General features: G+C 62.3%; 15 protein-coding genes and 2 pseudogenes. 8 read left to right on the top strand and 9 right to left on the bottom strand.

The genetic code is table 11. The annotated features are described in order from the left end of the window. Positions 1-4 precede the first annotated feature (4 nt). On the bottom strand, positions 5-2251 hold the full coding sequence (locus tag IPK70_14005; protein MBK8228272.1) for a DUF11 domain-containing protein: 2247 nt from the start codon (positions 2249-2251) through the stop codon (positions 5-7). A gap of 168 nt (positions 2252-2419) precedes the next feature. Between IPK70_14005 and mtaB the strand changes: the two genes are divergently transcribed. From mtaB to IPK70_13980, 5 genes are all read left to right on the top strand, one after another. Beyond that, a complete protein-coding gene (gene mtaB, locus IPK70_14000; GenBank protein ID MBK8228271.1) occupies positions 2420-3814 on the top strand; it encodes a tRNA (N(6)-L-threonylcarbamoyladenosine(37)-C(2))-methylthiotransferase MtaB in 1395 nt (464 codons plus the stop codon). A 4-nt stretch (positions 3815-3818) separates the two neighbouring features. Continuing rightward, positions 3819-4976, top strand: a complete 1158-nt coding sequence (locus IPK70_13995; GenBank protein ID MBK8228270.1) for a prolipoprotein diacylglyceryl transferase — start codon at positions 3819-3821, stop codon at positions 4974-4976. Positions 4977-5027: 51 nt separating this feature from the next. Next, positions 5028-5825: an inositol monophosphatase gene (locus tag IPK70_13990; protein MBK8228269.1), complete on the top strand. Its 798-nt coding sequence runs from the start codon at positions 5028-5030 to the stop codon at positions 5823-5825. Between the two features lie 95 nt (positions 5826-5920). Further along, on the top strand, positions 5921-6295 hold the full coding sequence (locus tag IPK70_13985; protein MBK8228268.1) for a hypothetical protein: 375 nt from the start codon (positions 5921-5923) through the stop codon (positions 6293-6295). Positions 6296-6305: 10 nt separating this feature from the next. After that, positions 6306-8147, top strand: a complete 1842-nt coding sequence (locus tag IPK70_13980; GenBank protein MBK8228267.1) for a hypothetical protein — start codon at positions 6306-6308, stop codon at positions 8145-8147. Positions 8148-8255: 108 nt separating this feature from the next. Here the strand turns inward: IPK70_13980 and IPK70_13975 are convergent, their stop codons facing one another. After that, positions 8256-9107, bottom strand: a complete 852-nt coding sequence (locus IPK70_13975; GenBank protein MBK8228266.1) for a hypothetical protein — start codon at positions 9105-9107, stop codon at positions 8256-8258. 502 nt (positions 9108-9609) lie between these two features. Further along, positions 9610-11832, bottom strand: coding sequence for a TonB-dependent receptor (locus IPK70_13970; protein ID MBK8228265.1), 2223 nt, complete (start codon positions 11830-11832; stop codon positions 9610-9612). 62 nt (positions 11833-11894) lie between these two features. On the opposite strand from IPK70_13970, the gene IPK70_13965 reads away from it, so the two are divergent. Both IPK70_13965 and IPK70_13960 read left to right on the top strand, forming a co-directional pair. Continuing rightward, the gene (locus tag IPK70_13965; GenBank protein ID MBK8228264.1) at positions 11895-12551 is read left to right on the top strand and encodes a metal-dependent transcriptional regulator; all 657 of its coding nucleotides are present in this window, start codon (positions 11895-11897) and stop codon (positions 12549-12551) included. Further along, a complete protein-coding gene (locus IPK70_13960; GenBank protein MBK8228263.1) occupies positions 12548-13369 on the top strand; it encodes a ZIP family metal transporter in 822 nt (273 codons plus the stop codon). Before IPK70_13965 ends, IPK70_13960 begins: the two co-directional genes overlap by 4 nt. 9 nt (positions 13370-13378) lie before the next feature. On the opposite strand, the gene IPK70_13955 is transcribed toward IPK70_13960, so the two are convergent. The 3 genes from IPK70_13955 to IPK70_13945 form a co-directional block, all read right to left on the bottom strand. Continuing rightward, positions 13379-14740 (bottom strand): MFS transporter, encoded by a 1362-nt coding sequence (locus IPK70_13955; protein ID MBK8228262.1) that lies wholly within the window; start codon positions 14738-14740, stop codon positions 13379-13381. Positions 14741-14829: 89 nt separating this feature from the next. Then, positions 14830-15243: a four helix bundle protein gene (locus IPK70_13950; GenBank protein MBK8228261.1), complete on the bottom strand. Its 414-nt coding sequence runs from the start codon at positions 15241-15243 to the stop codon at positions 14830-14832. 153 nt (positions 15244-15396) lie between these two features. Then, entirely contained in the window at positions 15397-16560 is a 1164-nt protein-coding gene (locus IPK70_13945; protein ID MBK8228260.1) for an OmpA family protein, read from the bottom strand. Positions 16561-16702: 142 nt separating this feature from the next. Here IPK70_13945 and IPK70_13940 point away from each other — a divergent pair, with 142 nt between their 5' ends. After that, positions 16703-17362: a PorT family protein gene (locus IPK70_13940; protein MBK8228259.1), complete on the top strand. Its 660-nt coding sequence runs from the start codon at positions 16703-16705 to the stop codon at positions 17360-17362. A 71-nt stretch (positions 17363-17433) separates the two neighbouring features. On the opposite strand, the pseudogene IPK70_13935 reads toward IPK70_13940, so the two are convergent. From IPK70_13935 to IPK70_13925, 3 genes and pseudogenes are all read right to left on the bottom strand, one after another. Then, a pseudogene (locus tag IPK70_13935) lies at positions 17434-19706 on the bottom strand (aconitate hydratase). Between the two features lie 78 nt (positions 19707-19784). Then, positions 19785-20655, bottom strand: a pseudogene (sucD, locus tag IPK70_13930) (succinate--CoA ligase subunit alpha). A 130-nt stretch (positions 20656-20785) separates the two neighbouring features. Then, positions 20786-22051, bottom strand: coding sequence for an MFS transporter (locus IPK70_13925; GenBank protein ID MBK8228258.1), 1266 nt, complete (start codon positions 22049-22051; stop codon positions 20786-20788). Positions 22052-22063 lie beyond the last annotated feature (12 nt).

Genomic DNA, 22063 nt, shown 5'->3' with positions numbered 1-22063 from the left:
CTCATTAATGTTTGATGAAGCGCTCACGAACCTCGTTCCCCGTGGCGAGCGTGGCGCTGATCAGGTAGGCGCCTGCCTTCAACCCGGAAACGTCAATGACTGCGGAAGACGCCCGCACCGATCGCCGGTCCACCTCGCGGCCGTCCGCAGCAATTATCCGTACCGAAAGCATCTCCATGGCTGCAGCGACGTTCAGCTGATCGGTCACCGGCACCGGAGCAAGCTGTAAGCGAATCGTGCCCTCCTCCCCCACCCCCGTGCTGAACTCCGCCACCAGCACGCTCGGCTCGGTGATCACCGGCGGGTTGTAGTCGAAGTAGATGTTGCCGGTGTTCTCGATCACAGTACCGGGCAACAGCGGAAGCTGCGGACGGATGCGGAAGGAGACGAAGCCATGGCTCAGCGGCTCGTTCACATTGCTATCGGGCAGCAGGATGTTGACGAAATAGCACTTCAGCGTTCCACCAGCCTGCAACTCCCAGGTGAAGGGATGCGAGCCAGCACCCACGGTGATCGACCCGGCATCGAGCGTCGCCGGAAGCGTATCAGTGATCACCACCGTGAAGGCCGTATCGGTCCCGGTGTTCTGGAACCGGATGGTGTAGTCGATCCATTCATCCACGTCGATGTAATACAAGGAGTTGCTCCATCGCGAGCTCGTCGTAGCGGTCTTATCGTTGGGGTCGTAGCTGCCCGTCACCGTTGTGATCCCCGTAGCGCTGTTGTTCGCGGCGTTCGCATCCAGCGGATTCTGGGTGAGCACGGCCGTGGCGGTGAGATCGGTGCCGATCAAGCCCACATCGGGCGGGACTTGCAGGCTCACCGAGATGTCGCGGTGCTGGAAGTAGTACAGCGCGCCTGCATTGTTCCAGGTGATGGTGTTGCCGCTCACGTTGCTGGGCGTGGGCACTGCGCTCAAGAAGCTCACCGCCGGATCGAAGGTCATCACTACTTGGTTGGTGCTGCCTGTGGCGCTCGTGAGGTTGTCCAGGTCGATGGCGTAGTGCATCTGGAAACCGGGACGCGCAGGACCACTGGCCATGCTCAACTGGATGTCCAGCGCTTGCGTGGCGGTATCCAGGAGGTTGAAGGTGGCGCTGCCAGTGACATTGAGCGTGATGGGATCCGGCAGGCAATGCTCATCCACCACGCTGGCCTGCTGCGTCACGCTGTAATTCCCCAATGGCAGGTTGACGCCATATTCCCCTTGGGCGTTCGTGGTGGCGTAATAAGGCCCCGGCGAGAACTCGATCACCAGTTCCGGCACTGCAGTATCGCTGAAGTCGAGCGTGCAATCCTCATCGATATCCATCGCCACCGTGCCGCTGATGTGGCCGCAGGTTGGGCCAAGATCCGGTACGGTGAAGTAGGTTGTGTCGCCGCAACCCAATCCGAAAAGATCAAAGTCCGGATCATGCAGCATTCGCCGAACGAAGGCGTAGGTGCCTGCGGCTAGGTTGGGCACATCATAGGTCCATCCGCCTGTCCAGTTCGTTCCCAGCGCAGCGAACTGCGGTGCCGGTTGCCATTGGTCATTGAAGAGCCGAGGGAACAGGCCGTAGATATAATCCGGCTCCGGCGCACAACTGAAGCGCAGGCTTCCGTTGGCTCCGCCAGAACAGGAGCCTTCAAGGTCCAACAAGGTCACCGGGAGGAACTGGGGTGGCTGCGGCACGATGGCTTCCATGTAGCCGGGGCAGCCGTTGAGATCGGTATAATTCACGGCATAGGTTTGTCCGGTCGAACCCCAGTAGCAGATTGTCCGGAGCACCCCACCGAACCCTAGGAAATCATCAGGCACGTTCTGCGGCTGCAGTTCCGTCACGCAACCTGCATCGTTCTGGTGCGGGCCAGGTCCCTGCGGATAGGACGGAATGTCCCCGCCGAATAGGATCAATCCACCGGGCGTTCCGTCGCATGAGGGTATCGCTTGGGCCAAGCCCTGCATCGGATCCCATTCCCAATTCGGCAGGTTGGGCACTACGGCGGTATTCTGCTGCTGCGCTCCAACAAAGTCGGTTACCGTGAGGGTGTAGCTGCCCGCCGGAAGACTGCCGCGGTTCTGGGTGGTAGGCCCATCGCTCCAAGCATAGGTGTATGGCGGCACACCGCCAGTCACGGTCGTCCCGATATAGCCATCGGCATATGCGCAATGCTCCGGCGTGATGTTGAAGAAGATGTTCGCTCGCAGCGCTGGTGCGGCGAACAGGACTGGAAGAAAGATCGAGAGCGCGCGTAGGGTTCGCGTCATGGGTCCTGGTTGGGTGGTGGCCGGGCGGGCACCTGCCGATTGGCAGACGCCTGCTTTTGATTTGGATGCCTAAACCTAGCAAAGTCCTTTGAACAGCAGCCCGTTACCTTCGCGCGCCCACAGATCCACGCGCAGGAACATTCGCCACCTGCTCTTGCCCCTGCCCCCTTGTCCTCCCCCCGCACCGCCGCCTTCCACACCCTGGGCTGCAAGCTCAACTTCAGCGAGACCAGCACCCTGGCCCGTTCGCTGGAAGAAGCCGGCTATGCGCGCGTGAAAGCCGAAGAGCGCCCGGATGTCTTCGTCCTCAACACCTGCAGCGTCACCGAGAACGCCGATAAGGAATGCCGCCAATGGGTGCGCCGTTTCCAGCGCATCAACCCGGAGGCCTTCATCGCCGTGGTGGGCTGCTACGCGCAGTTGAAGCCGACGGAGATCGCCGCCATCCCGGGCGTCAACCTCGTGCTCGGTGCCAATGAGAAGTTCGACCTCGCCGCGCACATCGACCGGGTGAGCAAGAGCGAAGCCGGTCATCGCGAGCCGCAAGGCGAAGCGGTCTTCTCACCCATCAAGGACCTCAAGCGCTTCGTCCACTCCTTCAACTCGGGGGATCGCACCCGCACCTTCCTCAAGGTGCAGGACGGCTGCGACTACTTCTGCTCCTTCTGCACCATCCCGCTCGCTCGTGGACGCAGCCGCAGCGGAACCATCGCGGAGACGGTGGCCATCGCGGAGAAGATCGCCGCAACAGGCGTGAAGGAGATCGTGCTCACGGGCGTGAACACCGGCGACTTCGGGCGCGGCCATGGCGAGGACTTCCTCGGGCTCATCAAAGCGCTGGACAAGGTGGAAGGCATCGCCCGCTTCCGCATCAGCAGCATCGAGCCCAACCTGTGCAGCGATTCCGTCATCGGCTTCGTAGCGGAGAGCGAACGATTCATGCCGCATTTCCACATGCCCTTGCAGAGCGGAAGCGATGTGATCCTGGAGCGCATGCGCCGCCGCTACAACACCGCCCTCTATGCCGATCGCGTCGCGCGCATCAAGTCCCTCCTCCCCCACGCCTGCATCGGCGCCGATGTGATCACGGGAACGCCCGGCGAAACGGATGAGGAGTTCCTGAAGACCCACGCCTTCATCCGTGCGCAAGCCATCGGCTACCTCCACGTGTTCACTTACAGCGAGCGCGCCAACACCACCGCCGTGCGCATGGACGACATCGTGCCAATGGAGACCCGGCGGGAGCGCACCAAGCAGCTGCGCATCCTCAGCAGCAAGCTCCAGCGCGCGCATCACGAGCGGCACATCGGCACCATTCGCAGCGTGCTCTTCGAGGCGGAGGAGATCGATGGCCGCATGCTGGGCTACACGGACAACTATCTGCGGGTGTCAATGCCATTCGATCCCGCGATGACGAACACGATCATCCCCGTGCGATTGAAGCGCATCAATGGTGATGGGCATATCGACGGGGCGCTCCGATTCCAGCAAGGTGCGCCTGAGTTCGACCCGGAGGATCGGCGATACGGCGGCGTTGGCAGCGATCATTCTTTGACGTTCTGAACACATGTACCCAACGATCTACCACGCCTTCCTCGATCTGTTCGGCATCGATCTGCCCATCCTGAGGCCGCTCAACAGTTTCGGATTCTTCGTGGCCATCGCCTTCATCTTCGCCAGCTGGACGCTGGGCCTCGAGCTGCGCCGCATGGCAGGTCTCGGCCTTCTGAGGCCAACTACGCGCAAAGAGACCATCGGGCTTCCGGCCAGCCCCGGTGAAGTCGCAGGCCAAGGCCTTCTCGGCTTCCTCATCGGTTGGAAGGGACTTCACCTTCTGCTCAACACCTCGGATGTGCTCGCCGACTTCCCGGGCTTCCTGCTCAGCGGCCAGGGCAGCTTCATCGGCGGCATCGTGGTGGGGGCGCTGCTGGCCTGGCTCCGCTGGCGCGCGAAGGAAAAGGCCAGGCTCGCCGAGCCGCGCACCGAAGAAGTGCAGGTGCTGCCGCATGAGCACGCCGGCAACATCACCATCACCGCCGCCATCTGGGGCCTGATCGGAGCCAAGCTCTTCCACTGGATGGAGAATCCCGACGAGGTCATGGCCTTCCTCAGCGACCCCACCGGGAAGGACATCATCAGCGGCCTCACCATGTACGGAGGGCTCATCGTGGCCGGTGCCATGGTGATCCGCTATTTCTTGAAGAACGGCATCCCCGCGTGGAACGGCGCCGATGCCGCAGCGCCCGGAGTGATGCTCGCCTATGCCATCGGCCGCATCGGCTGCCAGGTGAGCGGCGATGGCGATTGGGGCATCGTGAACACCGCCTTCCGCGGCCCCGGACCGCGATGGCTTTGGCAATACGACTACCCGAACAACGTGAATGGCGTGGGCGTGCCCATCACCGAAGGCACTTGCTTCGAAGGGTATTGCACCGTGCTCCCGGAAACGGTCTTCCCCACCCCGCTCTACGAGACGATCGCATGCCTTGCGCTCTTCGGGGTGCTCTGGATGCTGCGCAAGCGCCTGAAGCCCGCCGGCAGCATCTTCTTCCTCTTCCTCTTCCTGAATGGCCTTGAGCGCTTCTTCATCGAGAAGATCCGGGTAAACGTGCATGTGCTCGGCAACATCACCCAGGCGGAGATCATCTCATCTGCCTTGATGATAGCGGGCATCGGCGGGCTCATCTGGCTGCGGCGCCGGAACGCTCCCCCAGCTGCTGCTTGATCCGCCTCAGCGAACCGGAATACCGTGACCGAACCTCTGACAACCTCCAGCATGGACCTCCGCAAACTCACCGAGCAAGTCACCGCCATCAGCGTCGATGTGGCCTCCTTCATCCGCAGCGAAGCCGGCAAGCTCACCGAGACGCGCGTGAGCGCCAAGAGCCTGAACAACCTCGTGACGCATGTTGACCACGTGAGCGAGGACCGGCTGGTGGAGGGCCTGGAGAAATTGCTGCCCGAAGCGGGCTTCATCGCTGAGGAAGGAAGCGGTGAGCAAGCCGAACGCTTCAACTGGGTGATCGATCCGCTGGATGGCACCACCAACTTCGTGCATGGCGTGCCTTGCTATTGCATCAGCGTGGCGCTGCTCGATGGCACTGAGCCCCTGCTGGGCGTGGTGCATGAGGTCACGCGCGATGAGCGCTTCACCGCTTGGCGCGGGGGCGGCGCATACCTCAATGGACTGCCCATCCGTGTGAGCGAGCGCGCCACTTTGCAGGACAGCCTGCTCGCCACGGGCTTCCCGTATGACGATTTCGGATATGAGCAGGAATACATGGACCTCCTGCGCGAGCTCATGCACCGTACGCGCGGCATCCGCAGGCTGGGAAGCGCAGCCGCTGATCTCGCCTATGTGGCCTGCGGGCGCTTCGAGGCCTTCTATGAGTATGGCCTCAATAGCTGGGATGTGGCCGCCGGCGTGCTGCTGGTGCGCGAAGCGGGCGGTCAGGTCACCGGTTTCCGGCCGAGCAAGGATCCCGTGTTCGACGAGGAGATCCTGGCCAGCAACAGCGCCATCCATAACGAATTGCTGGAGGTCATCGAGCGCAACTGGCAGCGGCAGGATTAATCTGACTGGGATTCAGCCGTCAAGGCGGTCCTTCGCTTTTGGGCGTCTCGACAATTAACGTTACGTTGGATCCCTCATCCACCAAAACGCCGACCATGTCCAAAGCAACCAAAGTGTCCATCCAGTCCACCGATCCGGGCTACCCGAGCGACGCATCGTCCGTCACGAAAGAGGTCACCAAGTCTTCGCCCAACGATAAGGTGGTGGTGAATGCCTGGGAGACCGGGGTGAATACCAACTCGCGCAAAGCGGTGGTGGCGCTGAAGATCAGCACGGGCCCCAACCCAACCGCCAGCTTCGATTCCAAGGGCGTAGTGACCTTGACCGCATCGAATACAGGGACCACGGCTTTCCTCCTCGTGGAACTGGATACCGCCGACCCGAACAACTGGACCGTTAACCTGAACACGAGCGGAGGGACATCGGCGATGTTCAGAAAAGGAAGCGGAGGTGGTGGCAGGAAGCGCTGACCTCACATGCATGATCCGATCCCCGCTCCTGAAAAGGGCGGGGATCGCGCTGTTCGGCCTGATCCGTTGCGCCTCCATTGCGGCACAAACGAACCATTCAGCCGATGTGCCCAAGGCATGGGCTGACAGCGTTTACAGGGCGTACACCAATGGCCGGATCACCGATGGCGCGGTGAGCCTTCCGGTGCTGAACAAGGCGCTGAGCGTTTTCCTGGCCTCCGGAGATACCTGCAAAGCCGCCAGGATCATGTCCTGGCGTTGCCATAGCTACGACAACATCGGTCGCCTGGACTCTGCGGTCATCGCCGGGCAGCAAGGGCTTAGCTGGTTCCATGCCGGATGTGACAGCCTCATCTTGATGTCGCTGAATGTCAGCCTCTCCAATGCGCTCTTGAGCTTAGGGGAATACCAACGGGTACGGGAGATCTCCGAGTCATCCTTGGCCGCATGGAACGATGCCTGGCCCTATTCCGTGGCGCGGAATGGGCTGTACACCAACAGGGCCATTGCCATGGTCAACGCAGGTGCAATGGATGAAGCTTTGGCCGCATTCAGGGACGTGCTCGCCAACGCCCGCAAGGAGCGTGTCCCAGGGGCAGAGTTGGATGCGCTGCTCAATCTGGGAGCGATGTTCGTCGAGATGGGAGGCGATGGGGCCAACCTTTCGTTCCTCGATAGCTCAGCCCTCTACAACCGCCTTGCGCTTCCCATGTTCAAACAAGCCGGGGATAGTGAAGGCCTGATGCTGCAATACAGCAATATCGCCAACGTCGAATGGCAATTGAAAAGGCACCAGCGCGCGCTGGCCTATCTGGATTCATCGGATGCCCTGGCAGCGGACCTGCATCATTTGGATGCGCTCGTGAAGAACGAGAATCTGCGCAGCCGCAGTTTCCTGGGGCTCGGCCGATTGAACGAAGCCTACGAGAGCCTCCAGCGCTATGTGGGCCTGAAGGACTCCCTCCTCAATACCGAGAAGGTGAAGGCCATCGCCGATATGCAGGAGAAGTACGAGAGCGAGAAGAAGGTGCGCACCATCAAGGAACTGGAGGTGAAGAACCTGGACGCCGAATTGAAGCAGGAATCGATGCGACGCACGCGCAACGTATATCTCTTCGCAGGCATCGGCACGGTGCTGATCGCGCTGGGTCTATTCTCGCGCTTGCGGTACGTGCGGCGCTCGCGCGCCGCCATCCAGAAAGAGAAGGACATCAGCGAGAGCCTGCTGCTCAACATCCTGCCGGAGGAAGTGGCCGCTGAGCTGAAGGCCAAGGGCGAGGCGGAGGCCCGGCTCATTGACGAGGTCACGGTGCTCTTCACCGATTTCAAGGGCTTCACGGCCATGAGCGAGAAGCTCAGCCCCAAGGAGCTGGTGAGGGACATCCACGAGTGCTTCTCGGAATTCGACCGCATCATGGAGCGGCACGGCATCGAGAAGATCAAGACCATCGGCGATGCATACATGGCCGCAGGCGGCCTGCCGGTCCCCAACGGAACGCACGCGTTCGACGTGGTGAATGCGGCACTGGAGGTCCGCGATTTCATCCAGGCGGGAAAGGCCCTGAAAACGGCCCAGGGCCTCCCTTTCTTCGAGATCCGCGTGGGCGTGCATACCGGCCCGGTGGTGGCGGGCATCGTGGGCCTGAAGAAGTTCGCCTATGACATCTGGGGCGATACGGTGAACACCGCCAGCCGCATGGAGAGCAGCGGATCGCCCGGCGAAGTGAACATCAGCGAGAGCACCTATACGCTCATCAAAGGCGACCCGCGCTTCCGGTTCACCGAGCGTGGCAAGGTGAGCGCCAAAGGAAAGGGCGAGCTTACCATGTACTTCGTGGACCGCGCAGCCTAATTGGCTGCATGCGGTCGGTCGAGCGAAGAACTCCGCAGCATTCTCCTGTCATTCGAGGAATGCACGGCCTGACAACGGAGACCGGGGTTAAGAGATCACGAACGGGCTCTAGGGAAGCTTGTAGTCCTCCCGAGGCGCTAGGATGGAATCCACATGCCGCTGGAGCAGGTTGTTCTTCGGATCCTCCTTCACCAAGGTGAACCGGGGCTTGCTGCCCAGACGTCCACGATCGATGAACGTGAAACTGTAGACGTTCCCCATGTGCTTGAAGGTGGTAGGCTGGTTCTCGAGCACGGCGATCTGCTCGATGCGGTCCGGGTTGTTGATGTCCCAGTAATCCACGATCTGCCTCCGACCATCCGCCGATGGGCCCAGGAAGCGCAGCACGATGCCATCGGTGGCGTGGACCTCACCCAAGCGCAACTTGGCCTTGATGCGCTGATTGCGCCCCAAGTCCACCGTGCGCTGCTGGGCCTCCGGCACCGGCGCAGCGTCCGACATCCATCGCGGCTGCAGCACGTACGCCTCGCCGCAAGCCCAGTCCATCACCGTGTCCGGAATGAGCACATAGCCGCGGTCGCCCCAGTTCGGGCCCCATGAGTTGAGCACCCGGAAGGTGTATGGATCCTCGTACCCGGTGCAGACCATGATATGCCCCACGCGGCCTTCCCAATTCATGCCGGGATAGGGCTCGGCCCAAACGAATGGCGCCTTCCCTCCCGTAAGGTCCCCTTGGTCAAAGAAGGGGCCCACGCTGGCCTGGAAGACGATGGGCTCGAACATGCTGAGGTGGTAACGCCATTGGTCGTAGTCGTCACAGCGAACACCCAGGGCCACCGGGCTCGACATCCGGTATGAAAATGCGTCGCTGATGAGCGTGTCCGGCACGTCCTTCAGGCACTCGGTCAACGCGGTATCGTAGGGGAATTGCTCCCAGAAGCAGCAGCCCGTGTCGCACAAGAGCTGGATGGCCTCGGCGAGTTGAACGCCTTCGGCGCAATCGGGAAGCTGCGCCTTGCGGGCGGTCAGGTTGTAGACGAAGGACGGACTGAAGATCTTTGCCCGGGTCGGACAGGAAGGTGGTATCGGCGGTGCGGCCCTCTTTACGGTTCAAGTAATACGTGCTGAGCGCGTAGCCCAAGGCCCAGCCGCTGCACGATGCCTGCTTGCGCTGGTCGCCAGCAGGCGGGAACCAAGGCGAGAGGTCAACGCGCGATGGGAGCTTGAGGCCAGGCGGCATCGTGAAGCCCTCCACGGGTATCTCGATCACGCCTTCTTCAGTGGGAGGCGCTCCACCTTCACCGCGCGTCTTTTCTTGCGCCATGCCATGGGCCACGCTGCAGAGGAACAGCGATAACGAGATGGCTCGGGTCAGGGTCATGACGCGTGTTGATGCGAACGGGCTTCGCGTGCCTGCCAAGATAGTCCGCCGCGAACGTCCTTACGATGATCGGCCGAACAATCAACCCAGCGTGAACCGCAGCCCGAAGAACCAGCGCCGGCCTTGCAGGGGCGCATAGATGTATGCCGTGTCGAAGGTGTAGCCGTAGGGATTGGCCACCGGGTCGTTGACATGGGCATCGAAGGGATCGTTGGCGCGGATCAGGGGGTCCGCTGGCACGAAGTCGAGCATGTTCTTCACGCCTCCATAGAATTCGACCCCTTCACGCAGCACCTTCTTCGCCTGCACGTTGGCGATGATGTGCGTCGGGCTGTACTCCGGCCTGTAATCGTTGGGCAGGATCGGAAGGCGCATGGGCCCATACCATTGGCCTGTGAGGTCAACCGTGAAGCGCTTCGGCAGGTTCACGCCCGCTGTGAAGGTGCCGGACCAATCCGGTGCGAAGTACTGATCGACCTTCCTCATCGCCCCTTCGGCATCGGCCACTTCATTATGGACATCCATGTACGTGGCGCCGACCATGAATTGAATTCGCTGGCCGATGCGTGCCTCAGCGGTGAGCGCAGCGCCCTGCGAAACGCCGTGGCCATCGAGGTTGGCGTAGAGGATGCGGTCGGGATCGGTATCGTAATCGGGGACGATGCGGTTGCTGAACCAGTTGTAGAAGACCTGGCCGTCGAGGCTGAGTGAATTGCGCTTCCCAGACCACTTGCGGACCACGTTGATCGTTCCGTTGAGCGAACGCTCTGGCCGCAGCTCCTCGGTGATGAGCACTTCGCGCGCCCCGGTGAGGGCGGCATGATCCTCGGTGAAGAGATTCACAACGCGGAAGCCGGTGCCGAAGCTGCCGCGCACGGCCCAACGGCCGCTCGGCGCGAACTTGTAGGCAAGGCGCGGCGAATGCACCAGCCCATGCACGCGATCGTGATCGAGCCGATAGCCGATCAGCAGGGTCTGCGCATCGGCGAAGCGCCATTCGTCCTGAACGAAGAGGCCGGGCAAGGGCAAGCGTTGCGCGGCAGCTGTCGCCGGCGTGCTGTCATCGTAGTACGTGAAGCGGTAGGCCGCACCCACCGTGGCCTCGTGCCGTGGTCCGAGGCGCTGCAACCAATAAGCCTGTCCGAAGAGGATGCGCTGGTCGGCGGTGTAGCGCGTGGTGCCATAGTAGCTGTCCTGGAAGTGCCGGTTGAAGCTCAGCTGCGTGAGCACCTTCGGCTTGATGGGCAGCTGGTACTGCCCGATCAGCTCCACGCGGTCGGTGAGGATGCTCTCACCATAGACGCTGTCGCTGCCTTGGAAGGCCGGTGTCCAATTCATCTGCCCGCCCCAGCGGTCCTCGCGCACATAGCGAGCAGCCAGGCTGGCCACGCGGCGCTCCGGCCTGCGGAGATTCAACTTGTTGAAGAGGCTGAGGCGCTTGCTGAGGGCGAGGTCGGTGAAGCCATCGCCGTTGCGATCGCGCGGATCATCGTACCAGGAGGCATTCACGCCGAAGAGGTTGTTCAAGCGGCCTTCCGCTTTGCCCGATCGCACCCCGGCATCAATGTTCACCTCATTCCAGCCGGTGGTGAACGCATCGGCCGTGAGCCGCGGCGCCAGCGCAGGGTCCTTGGTGATCACGTTGATGATGCCGCCCATGGCCTCGCTGCCGTAAAGCGATGAGCCCGGCCCCTTCATCACCTCAACGCGCTCGATCAGCCCCAGCGGGATGCCGCTCAGCCCATACACGGTGCTCAGTCCGCTCACGATCGGCATGCCGTCGATGAGCACCATGGTGTAGGGCCCCTCCATGCCATTGATATGGATGTCGCCGGTGTTGCACACGCTGCAATTGATCTGGGGGCGCACGCCGTTCACCATGCCAATGGCATCGAAGAGCGCAGGCGATGGATTGCGGCGGAAGAGCTTCGGCGTGACCACTTCGATCGGCACCGGGCTCTCGCTGCGGCTCACTTCTTTCAGCGTGCCCGTGACCACCACTTCGTCCAACTCCGTTATCGTCGGCTCCAGGCGCAGCACGAGATCGGCCGCATCCGTGCGGGTCGCTGCGAGCAGGAGCTTGTAGCCCACGGCGGTGACCGAGATGCGCACCGCCCCGCAAGGAACGTCCTTCAGCACGAAGCCCCCGTCAGCATCGGCGGCGGTGCCGCCCGGTTGGCCCACCAGGGCGATGCTTGCGAAGGGAACCGGCCCAGCCGGACCTCGAATGCGGCCGCGAAGGTCGCATTGCGCGGCTGCGAGCAGCGGAAGCGCGGCCAGGAGCGAGGACATCCAGCGGAGCATGCCGCGAAAGTAGCCCGTTATTTAGGATTGTCTAATCTTTTTTCTACTTTCGCCGCAGTTTCATGCTCACCCGCAGCGAAGAGGACCATGTGAAGGCGGTGTACGCCCTTCTCCAGGAGAACGACCGCGCCTTCACCAAGGAGTTGGCCGAGCGCCTGCGGACCAAGGCCAGCAGCGTCACGGACATGCTGAAGAAGCTGGCGGAGAAGGGCTACCTCAAGCACGAGCCCTACTATGGGGTCAAGCTCACATCCAAAGGCCAGGTGCTCGCCTTGCAGCTCGTGCGCAAGCACCGGCTCTGGGAGACCTTCCTGGTGACCCGCCTCGGCTTCGGCTGGGACGAAGTGCACGAAGTGGCGGAACAGCTCGAGCATGTGGGCAGCGACAAGCTCACGGACAAGCTCTTCGAGTACCTGGGGCGACCGGCCTTCGATCCCCACGGCGACCCGATCCCGGACAAGAACGGGAGGATCCAGGCACGGAAGACCAAGCGCCTCGACGCCTGCAAGGCGGGCGACCAGGTGCGCATAGCCGCTGTGAGCGAGACCACCGATGGCCTGCTGCGCCTGCTCGACGCGAAAGGGTTGCGCATCGGCAGCCTGCTCACCGTGCAGGAAGTGCATGGCTTCGATGGCAGCATGGATGTGAAACCGAAGAGCGGCGGCGCCTTCAGCCTGAGCAAGGACGTCAGCCACCACCTGCAAGTAGAATCCGCATGAACACCGTCCTCGACTATTTCAGCCGCATCGATCCGGTGGTGGCCGCCTTCCTCGCCACCACGTTCACTTGGCTGGTGACTGCAGCGGGCGCGGGCCTTGTCTTCTTCTTCGGCAACGCTTCGCGCAAATGGCTCGATGGCATGCTGGGCTTCACCGGCGGGGTGATGGTGGCCGCGAGCTTCTGGAGCCTGCTGGCACCGAGCATTGAAATGAGCGAGCGCATGGGCAATATCCCATGGCTGGCGCCGGCCATCGGCTTCGCGTCAGGAGCGTTGTTCATCTTCTTGCTCGACAAGCTGTTGCCTCACCTCCACATCAACTTCGATCCGAGCCGCAGCGAAGGGCCCGCCACCAATTGGCACCGAACCACGCTCCTGGTGCTGGCCATCACCTTGCACAACATCCCCGAGGGCCTTGCCGTGGGCGTGCTCTTCGGCGGCGTGGCCGCGGGCATGCCGGAGGCGAGCATCGGCGGGGCGGTGGCCCTGGCCATCGGCATCGGCCTCCAGAACTTCCCGGAAGGCTTCGCGGTGAGCATGCCCTTGCGGCGGCAAGGCGTTAGCAAATTGCGAAGCTTCTGGTTCGGGCAGCTCAGCGCCATCGTGGAGCCCGTGGCAGGCGTCCTCGGCGCGGTGGCCGTGATCCACATGCAGAGCGTGCTGCCCTATGCGCTGGCCTTCGCCGCCGGTGCCATGATCTACGTGGTGGTCGAGGAAGTGATCCCCGAGACGCAACAGGACAAGTACACCGACATCGCGACGCTCGGCTTCATCGGCGGCTTCATCGTGATGATGGTGCTGGATGTGGCGTTGGGGTGATGAGATGCCTCAGGCCCCTCCGGCCCCTGTGATCCGCACCTCCTCTTTCGGCACCCGCAGCAGCAGCACCACGCCAGCGATGAAGATCAGCCCGAGCGCGATCGCCGTGTTGCGCAGGTCGTTGGTGAGTTGGAACACCGCACCGAAGATCACGGTGCCCAGCACGGTGCCCAGGTAGTAGCTCACGTCGTAGAAGCTGAAATAGGAGGCGGTGTCATTCGTCGCCGGAAGGAACTTGGCATAGGTGCTCCGCGCGAGCGCTTGGCAGCCGCCCATCACCAGTCCCACGCAGCCCGCCAGGATGTAGAACTCATGCGTCCACCGCGTGAAGTAGGCGGCCGTGCAGATGCCCACCCACACCGTCACGCCGATGGCCAGGGCGCGGATGTTCCCGAAGCGCGCGCTGAGCCGCACGAAGAGCGTTGCGCCGACCGCCGCAACGAGCTGGATGATCAGGATGCTGATGATCAGGCTCTCGGAGGCGATGGGCACCACCGTGCCTGCGGCGTCCACTTGCTTGACCTCCTGTTCGGCGAAGATCACCGCGAGGTACATCACCGTCTGGATGCCCATATTGAAGACGAAGAAGGCCAAGAGGTAGCGCTTCAGCCTCACGGTGGCCATGAGCTGCCGCCACACCTTCCGCAATTCCCGGTAGCCGCTCCAGAGCAGGCCATCGTGGCCATCGGCCGCTGGTGTCCGCTTCGGCAGGCGGTGGAAGGCGACCTGCGCGAAGCCGGCCCACCAAAGGCCGACCGTGATGAAGGTGACCCGGGCCGGCACGCCACCGTAGGTCACATCGCCGATGGTGATGCTCTTCGGCAAGGAGAACCAATCGGGCTGCATCACCATGAGCAGGTTTATGACGAGCAGGACCACGCTGCCGATGTAGCCCATGGTGTAGCCGCGCGCGCTCACCTTGTCGTGCTGATCCTTGCCTGCGATATCCACGAGGAAGGCATCGTAGAAAACCAGGCTTCCGCTGAAGCCGATGCAGGCAAGCGCCACCAGGCCGAGCCCCCACCAGATGCCCTCGAGGGTGAAGAAGGCCAGGCCCGCGCAGGACATGGCGCCGAGGTAGCAGAACCCCTTGAGGAACGCGAGCTTATTGCCGCGACTGTCGGCGATGCCGCTGAGCAGCGGGGCGATCACCGCCACGATGAGGAAGCCGACCGAAAGCGCGTACGAGTAAAGCGATGGCGCCGGGATCCCGATGGCGCTGTTGAGCACCAGGTCCTCCCCTTCCTCATCCTTGGTGATGGCCGCATAGAAGATCGGGAACACCGCGCTGGTGATGGTGAGCGAATAGACCGAGTTGGCCCAATCGTAGAAGGTCCATGCGCGGATGACCTTGGGGTCGTTCTTGTCCACTGAGAGTCCAGTTCCAAGTGCCAAAGTGCAATGGTACTGAGGTGCTAAGGTGCACTATAGCCGCTGATGGGCTATGGCACCCTGCTGAACTACAGCCAACCGGCCCATGATGCGAGCGGGATAAGCCAGGGCGCGAACGAATTCAAGTAGTCGCGCCTCATGGTCTTGATCAATCCGAGGATCGTCGCACTCAGCCGGATGCATTCCGCTCGCAGCGCATCGACATCCTCCTTGCTCAGATAGCCTATACGCTCAGCGAGCACGATAGTGGACCGCACCTCATTGCACGACGCCCGGGACACGTTCAGGAAATAGCGGAACTGCGTGTTCGACCCGCGACCGAACCCTTCGGCGATGTTGTTCGAGACGGAGACCGACGCTCTGAGGATCTGGTCCCTGAATCCAAAATCCCGGTGATCCTTGAAGCGTGCGTATATGCTGGCGGACAGATCAATCCCGCGCTGCCATGCGATGATCTCCTCGAAATCCTTGAAAGCTGCCATGATGGTTCATTTCCACCAAACTAGCAATCTCTCGAATTCAGCGCCGGATCGAGCCCACGGTCAGGTTCAAGTGCCCACGCGGCTTCATCCTTACGGGCCTTATGCACCGCAGCACCTTAGCACCTCCGCACCGCAGCACCGTGCAATCGCTCCCTACTTCACCACCACGTTCACGCGCCGGTTCTTGCTCATGCCAACCTCGTTGCCGCTGTCATCGGCGGGCTCAGAGGCGTCCTTGCCCACCACGCTGATGCGTCCGGCTTCGATGCCCATCTCCACCAACGCATCGCGCACGGCCTCTGCGCGCTCCTTCGAGAGCTCGGCCAGGTCTGGACGGATGCGCGTCCGGTCCATCTCGGTGGCGTCGAAGTGGCCGGTGAGTTCAATGCGCATGGCGGGGTCCTCTATCATGGCCTTCTTGATATCCTCCAGCCAAGGCTCCATGCTCGGGTCGATCATGCGCTGGAAACGCTTGAAGTAGATGGTCTGGCGCTCGGCCCTCTCCTTCGGCTTCAGGCCGGGTGGCGTGACGCCTTTGCGGCTGAAGATGTACTCGCTCTCGGCGTCCTTGAGCTGCTCGCACGAGCAGGAGCTGCGGTTCTTCACGGGATACACCTCCACATTGTCGATGTAGTAGTAGGCGCTGAAGACCTGCGGACGGGTCTCGCCTTTGGGGCGCTTGGCTTTCGCGTTGTCAGTCTTCTCGGTGGCAGCGAAGTTCCCGATGATCATCCACTCTTCGTTGCCCTTGCTCTCATAGGTGCCGCACACGCCCTGCCAGCTGAACATGTCGTTGTAGATCTTGGTGCGCACTGGCGGCACGGTCACTTCGTAAGTGAGGCTGACGGGTTCCTCTTTCTCGGTCTTGTCCTTGCTGAACCAGGCGCCGAGCTCGCCGGTGGCGTACTTGCTGAGGTCGCCGAGGCTCACATAGTAGCGCACGCAGTAGAGCGAGTCCTTCTTCATCTTGCTCTTGAGCTGGGTCTGGATGTAGGTGCGCGGCTCCTTGTTCTGGTGGCTCCACCAGCGCACACCAGCGTAGTTGCTGCCGCTCAGGGCCATCTGCTCGCCAGCGAAGTTCTTAGGGGTGCTCACCGTGCTCTCCACCGTGGCCACTTCGCTGAAGAGGTCGGCTTTCTTGCTGGTGGCACTGCTCCAGCCTTTGGCGTACTGGATGCCGCCAGCGCGCTTCAGCTTCGATTTGCCTTCCCATTGCTCGAAGTCCCCATTGACCACCCAGGTGCGTGTGGTATCGATGGGCTGCGCAAAGGCTGATGCGACGGCGAAGAAGGACAGGGCGACTGTGAGGTGGCGCATGTGCTGGTGCTTTTGATGCGAGGCGGGCGAAAGTAGCGTGTGCCCGCCAACGGCGGCGGCGCTGGCAAGCACCGTGCCCAAGCTCAGTGGACGGACACGGACGACTAGCCTATATTTCCCGCCCAAATTCAAAACGCAACACATGAAACGACTGTTGACCATTCTGAGCGCTGCGGCCATCGGCACCGGCGCATTGGCCCAAGGCGAGGGCCTCAAGTTCGGCGCGAAGGCCGGACTGAACATCACCAATCTTCCAAGCAACGAGAGCGGTTACGTGAGCAAGAGCAAACTCGGGCTGCACTTGGGTGGAATCGCGAATTACGGGCTTGGCCGGAACGGTAATTTCTCCATTCTCGCTGAACTGCTCTACAGCGGCCAAGGCGCCAAGTATGAGACGGTCAATGCGAGCGGGGGCACGGAAACACTGCCCTATTCCATCAGCTACCTCAGCGTCCCGATCCAGGCCCGCTACCGCCTCAACTTCGGCCTGTACTTCGAGACCGGTCCGTATCTCGCATTCCTGCTCGGCGCCAGAGTCGACGGGGAGAGCGAATTCGACAGCGTTGACGGCAGCGGCAACGCCATCAAGGAGAAGTACAAGGATTACCTGAACGGCACGGACTTCGGCTGGACCTATGGCCTTGGCTACATCAACGAGGCGGGCTGGGGCGTTGGATACCGTGGCTTCCTTGGCTTCACGGACATCAGCAAGGATGACGACACCGAATTCGAAGCCGCCACGATCACGCTGAACACCGGGAATCAGCTCTCGTTCATGTGGTTCTTCGGCTGGGACGATTGATCCAACCATCTCTCCAATAGCAGAAAGCCCCTCTTCGGAGGGGCTTTCTTCATTCCAGATGGTGCATGCACTCAGCCCTTCTGCTGCGCCCGGATGATGTTCAGCGCGCCGCCCGCCTTGAACCACTCGATCTGCTGGGCATTGTAGGTGTGGTTGCAGGCGATCGTATCGCTGCTGCCGTCCTTGTGCTTGAAGACCAAGGTGAGCGGCTTGCCCGGCACGAAGGCCGTGAGATCCGTGAAGTCGATGCGGTCGTCTTCCTGGATCCTGTCATAGTCGGCTTCGTTGCTGAAGGTGAGGGCGAGCATGCCCTGCTTCTTCAGATTGGTCTCGTGGATGCGCGCGAAGCTCTTCACCAGCACGGCGCTCACCCCGAGGTGGCGCGGCTGCATGGCGGCATGCTCGCGCGATGATCCCTCGCCGTAGTTGTGGTCGCCCACGATGATGCTGGGGACGCCGGCCGCCTTGTAGCCGCGCTGGGTGGCAGGCACCGGCCCGTATTCGCCCGTCAGCTGGCTCTTCACCTTGTCCGTTTCGCCATTGAAGGCGTTAGTGGCGCCGATGAGCGTGTTGTTGCTGATGTTGTCCAGGTGGCCGCGGTAGCGCAACCAAGGACCGGCCATGCTGATGTGGTCGGTGGTGCACTTGCCCTTGGCCTTGATCAGCACCACCGCATCGGTGATGTTCTTGCCATTCCATGCGGGGAAGGGCTCCAACAGCTGCAGGCGCTCGCTGTCGGGCTTCACCACCACTTGCACGGTGCTGCCATCGGCGGCGGGGGCCTTGTAGCCGGGATCCTGCACGCTGAAGCCCTTCGGGGGCAGCTCCAGGCCCTGCGGCTCATCGAGCTTCACCTTCTTGCCTTCTTCGTTCACCAGCTCGTCCGTGAGCGGATTGAAGGTGAGGTCGCCGGCGATGGCCAGCGCGGTGACGATCTCCGGACTGGCGACGAAGGCGTGCGTGTTGGCATTGCCGTCGTTGCGCTTCGCGAAGTTGCGGTTGAAGCTGGTGATGATCGAGTTCTTGCGGTTCGGGTCGTCCGTGTGGCGCGCCCACTGGCCGATGCAAGGGCCGCAGGCATTCGCGAGCACCACGCCTCCCATGGCATCGAAGGTCTTCAGCAGGCCATCGCGCTCAGCGGTGTAGCGCACCACCTCGCTGCCCGGCGTGATCGTGAACTCGCTCTGCGCCTTCAGCTTCTTGTCGATGGCCTGCTGCGCGAGCGAGGCGCTGCGCGTGAGGTCCTCGTAGCTGCTGTTGGTGCAGGAGCCGATGAGGCCCACTTCCAGCTTGGCGGGCCAGCCATTCTTCTTCACGGCCGCGGCGAACTCGCCGATCGGGTGCGCGAGGTCCGGCGTGAAGGGCCCGTTCACATGGGGCTCCAATTCGCTAAGGTTGATCTCGATCACCTGGTCGAAGTACTTCGCCGGATCCGCATAGACCTCGGGATCGCCTTGCAGGTGCTCCTTGATCGCATCGGCCATGGCGGCCACTTCCGCGCGGCCGGTGCCCTTCAGATAGCGGCTCATCGAGTCGTCGTAGCTGAAGGTGCTGGTGGTGGCGCCGATCTCCGCGCCCATATTGGCAATGGTGCCCTTGCCCGTGCAGCTCATGCTCTCCGCGCCGGGGCCGAAGTATTCCACGATGGCGCCGGTGCCGCCCTTCACGGTGAGGATGCCGGCGACCTTGAGGATCACGTCCTTCGCGAGGTCCAGCCGCTGAGCCTGCCGGTGAGCTTCACGCCGATGAGCTTGGGCCACTTCAATTCCCACGCGAGGCCGCTCATCACATCGCAGGCATCAGCGCCGCCCACGCCGATGGCGATCATCCCCAGGCCGCCGGCGTTCACGGTGTGGCTGTCGGTGCCGATCATCATGCCGCCGGGGAAGGCGTATTGCTCCAATACCACTTGGTGGATGATGCCCGCGCCCGGCTTCCAGAAGCCGATGCCGTACTTGTTGCTGATGCTCTCGAGGAAGTTGAAGACCTCGTTGCTCTTGAGCAGCGCATCCTGCAGGTCCTGCTTGGCGCCCACGCGCGCCTGGATCAGGTGGTCGCAATGCACGGTGCTGGGCACGGCCACTTGCTTGCGGCCCGTGGTGCTGAATTGCAGCAGCGCCATCTGCGCGGTGGCGTCCTGCATAGCCACGCGGTCCGGGGCGAAATCGACGTAGTCCTTGCCGCGGCCGAAGGCGGTCTTCGCATCGCCGTCCCATAGGTGGGCGTAGAGGATCTTCTCCGAGAGGGTGAGCGGCTTGCCCACCGCTTTGCGGGCAGCAGCGATGCGGGCGGGATAGCGGCCATAGACCGCGCGGATCATTTCCAAGTCGAAGATCTGGCTCATTCCAAGCAGCGTTTTGCGGTCGCGAAAGTAGCGCCCGCAATCGCTCAGGTAATCAGCGTTGAAAAGCCAGGGAATGCCTCAGCCCAGCACCTCCTTCACCTTGGCGCCTATGCTGGCCGGGCTCTCCACCACGTGGATCCCGCACTCGCGCATCACCGCTTTCTTCGCGGCCGCGCTCTCATCGGCACCGCTCACGATGGCGCCGGCGTGGCCCATGGTGCGGCCCTTCGGCGCGGTCTCGCCCGCGATGAAGCCGACCACCGGCTTCTTGCAGTTGGCCTTGATCCACCGCGCGGCCTGGATCTCCAGGTCGCCGCCGATCTCGCCGATCATCACGATGGCCTTGGTCTCGGGGTCGTTGGCGAAGAGCTGCACGGCTTCCAATGTGGTGGTGCCGATGATGGGGTCTCCTCCGATCCCGATGGCGGTGGTGATGCCGAGCCCGGCCTTCACTACCTGATCCGCTGCTTCATAGGTGAGCGTGCCGCTCTTGCTCACGATGCCCACGCTACCCTTCTTGAACACGAAGCCCGGCATGATGCCCACCTTGCATTCGCCGGCCGTGATCACGCCGGGGCAGTTGGGGCCGATGAGCGTGCAGTCCTTGCCGCGCAGGTATTCGCGTGCGGCCACCATGTCCTTCACGGGGATCCCCTCCGTGATGCACACGATCACCTTGATGCCGGCCTCGGCGGCTTCCATGATCGCATCCGCCGCGAACGCCGGCGGAACGAAGATGATGCTGACGTCAGCTCCGGTCTGCTTCACCGCATCGCTCACCGTCTCGAACACCGGACGATCCAGATGCTTCTGGCCTCCTTTGCCCGGCGGTAACGCCGCCCACCACATGGGTGCCGTACTCGATCATCTGCGTGGCGTGGAAGGTGCCTTCGCTTCCGGTGAAGCCCTGCACGATCACCTTCGAGTTCTTGTTGACGAGTACGCTCATGCTTTCAAGGTTGAGGGTTGCTGGTCGATCCAGCGGAAGGTTGAGGGTTGACGGCTTTCATCGCCTTCGCGAAGCCTTCAGCGAAGCGAGGCGCCAAGGCTGCGGCGGTTGAATGTTGCGGGCCGCGAAACTAATCGCCGCTGACGATCGGTGCCGCCAATGGCGTATAGCTCGTGCGCAGGTAGTTGAACACGAGCGCCAAGGTGCCGATCATGATCACGCCGCCCACGATGAACGGCAGATCCACGCCCCAAGCATACAGCGGACCGGCCATGGCAGGCCCCGCCACGCGGCCCAAAGAGGTGAAGCCCTGATTCTGGCCCATCACTTCACCCAATTCATGGGGACCAGATTTCCGGCTAAGGATCGAGACCAGGCTCGGATTCAGGCAGGCGTTGCCTAAGGCGCCGAGCACCATCGGCACAAGGCTCATCAGCACAAAAGCAAGGCTGAGGTCGATGGAGGCAGGCAGGCCATCCGCACCCAGAATAACGTCGGCGCGATCACCAACCGGAACGAACGGTATCAAGGCCAGACCAAGCCCCACCATGATGCAGCCGTAGATCATCATGCGCCGTTCGCCCCACCAACGCTGGAACACGCTCACCAGGGCACCTTGCGAAACGGCGCTGAGGATGCCGACCATGCTGAACATGAGGCCCGTCTGGTCCACCGTGAGGTGGTAGCGCTGCATCCAGAGGAAGGCGATGCTCACATTCATCATGCTGAAGGCCGTGATGTACACGAAGCCGATGAGGAAGATGTCGCGGAAGCGCTGGTCCTTGAGCGCGCGGAAGGTGCTGGCCACCGGCTTGAAGTTGATCGGCCGTGCGCGATCGGGATTGGCCAATGACTCAGGCAGCATGAGCACCACGCCGATGAGGTTGAGCAGGCATAGCCCTGTGGCGAACCAGCCCACGGCCTCGATGCCGCCCATGTGGTGGAAGACATACCCGCCCATCGCGGGCCCGAAAGCGAAGGCCAGTCCGAATGACGCGCCGATGATGAGCCCGATGCGTTTGGCCCGGTCCTTCGGCTCGGTCATATCGCTCACGTAGGCTTGCGCGGCCGCGATGTTCCCGCTGCCGATGCCGGTGAGGAAGCGCGACACGAAGAGCAGGACGATGCTGGTGGCGTAGGAGAAAACGATGTAGCTGATGGCCGTGATCACGATGGAGACCATGATCACCGGGCGGCGCCCCACACGGTCGCTCATGCTGCCCCAGATGGGCGAGCAGAGGAAGACCATGAGCGAGAAGAGCGCGGCGCTCAGCATCACCAGGTCCTCGCTCGCGCCAAGGGCCTCGGTGAAATAGGGCACCACCGGGATGAAGAGCGTGAACCCGATGAGATCGATGAAGATGGTGAACCAGAGGATGAAGAGGCGGCGATCCATGCGAGGGCAGCG

Source organism: Flavobacteriales bacterium (assembly GCA_016712535.1).
Taxonomy (GTDB): domain Bacteria; phylum Bacteroidota; class Bacteroidia; order Flavobacteriales_F; family PHOS-HE28; genus PHOS-HE28.
The sequence above is the reverse complement of the archived record's forward strand: the minus strand, read 5'-3'. Positions and strand labels throughout refer to the sequence as shown.

What these genes read in the sequence shown, in the direction of transcription:
- IPK70_14005 (MBK8228272.1), bottom strand. Translation starts at nt 2,251, where the DNA reads ATGACGCGAACCCTACGCGCGCTCTCGATCTTTCTTCCAGTCCTGTTC.
- IPK70_13990 (MBK8228269.1), top strand. Translation starts at nt 5,028, where the DNA reads ATGGACCTCCGCAAACTCACCGAGCAAGTCACCGCCATCAGCGTCGAT.
- IPK70_13925 (MBK8228258.1), bottom strand. Translation starts at nt 22,051, where the DNA reads ATGGATCGCCGCCTCTTCATCCTCTGGTTCACCATCTTCATCGATCTC.
- IPK70_13980 (MBK8228267.1), top strand. Translation starts at nt 6,306, where the DNA reads ATGATCCGATCCCCGCTCCTGAAAAGGGCGGGGATCGCGCTGTTCGGC.
- IPK70_13965 (MBK8228264.1), top strand. Translation starts at nt 11,895, where the DNA reads ATGCTCACCCGCAGCGAAGAGGACCATGTGAAGGCGGTGTACGCCCTT.
- IPK70_13960 (MBK8228263.1), top strand. Translation starts at nt 12,548, where the DNA reads ATGAACACCGTCCTCGACTATTTCAGCCGCATCGATCCGGTGGTGGCC.
- IPK70_13995 (MBK8228270.1), top strand. Translation starts at nt 3,819, where the DNA reads ATGTACCCAACGATCTACCACGCCTTCCTCGATCTGTTCGGCATCGAT.
- IPK70_13970 (MBK8228265.1), bottom strand. Translation starts at nt 11,832, where the DNA reads ATGCTCCGCTGGATGTCCTCGCTCCTGGCCGCGCTTCCGCTGCTCGCA.
- IPK70_13945 (MBK8228260.1), bottom strand. Translation starts at nt 16,560, where the DNA reads ATGCGCCACCTCACAGTCGCCCTGTCCTTCTTCGCCGTCGCATCAGCC.
- IPK70_13985 (MBK8228268.1), top strand. Translation starts at nt 5,921, where the DNA reads ATGTCCAAAGCAACCAAAGTGTCCATCCAGTCCACCGATCCGGGCTAC.
- IPK70_13940 (MBK8228259.1), top strand. Translation starts at nt 16,703, where the DNA reads ATGAAACGACTGTTGACCATTCTGAGCGCTGCGGCCATCGGCACCGGC.
- IPK70_13950 (MBK8228261.1), bottom strand. Translation starts at nt 15,243, where the DNA reads ATGGCAGCTTTCAAGGATTTCGAGGAGATCATCGCATGGCAGCGCGGG.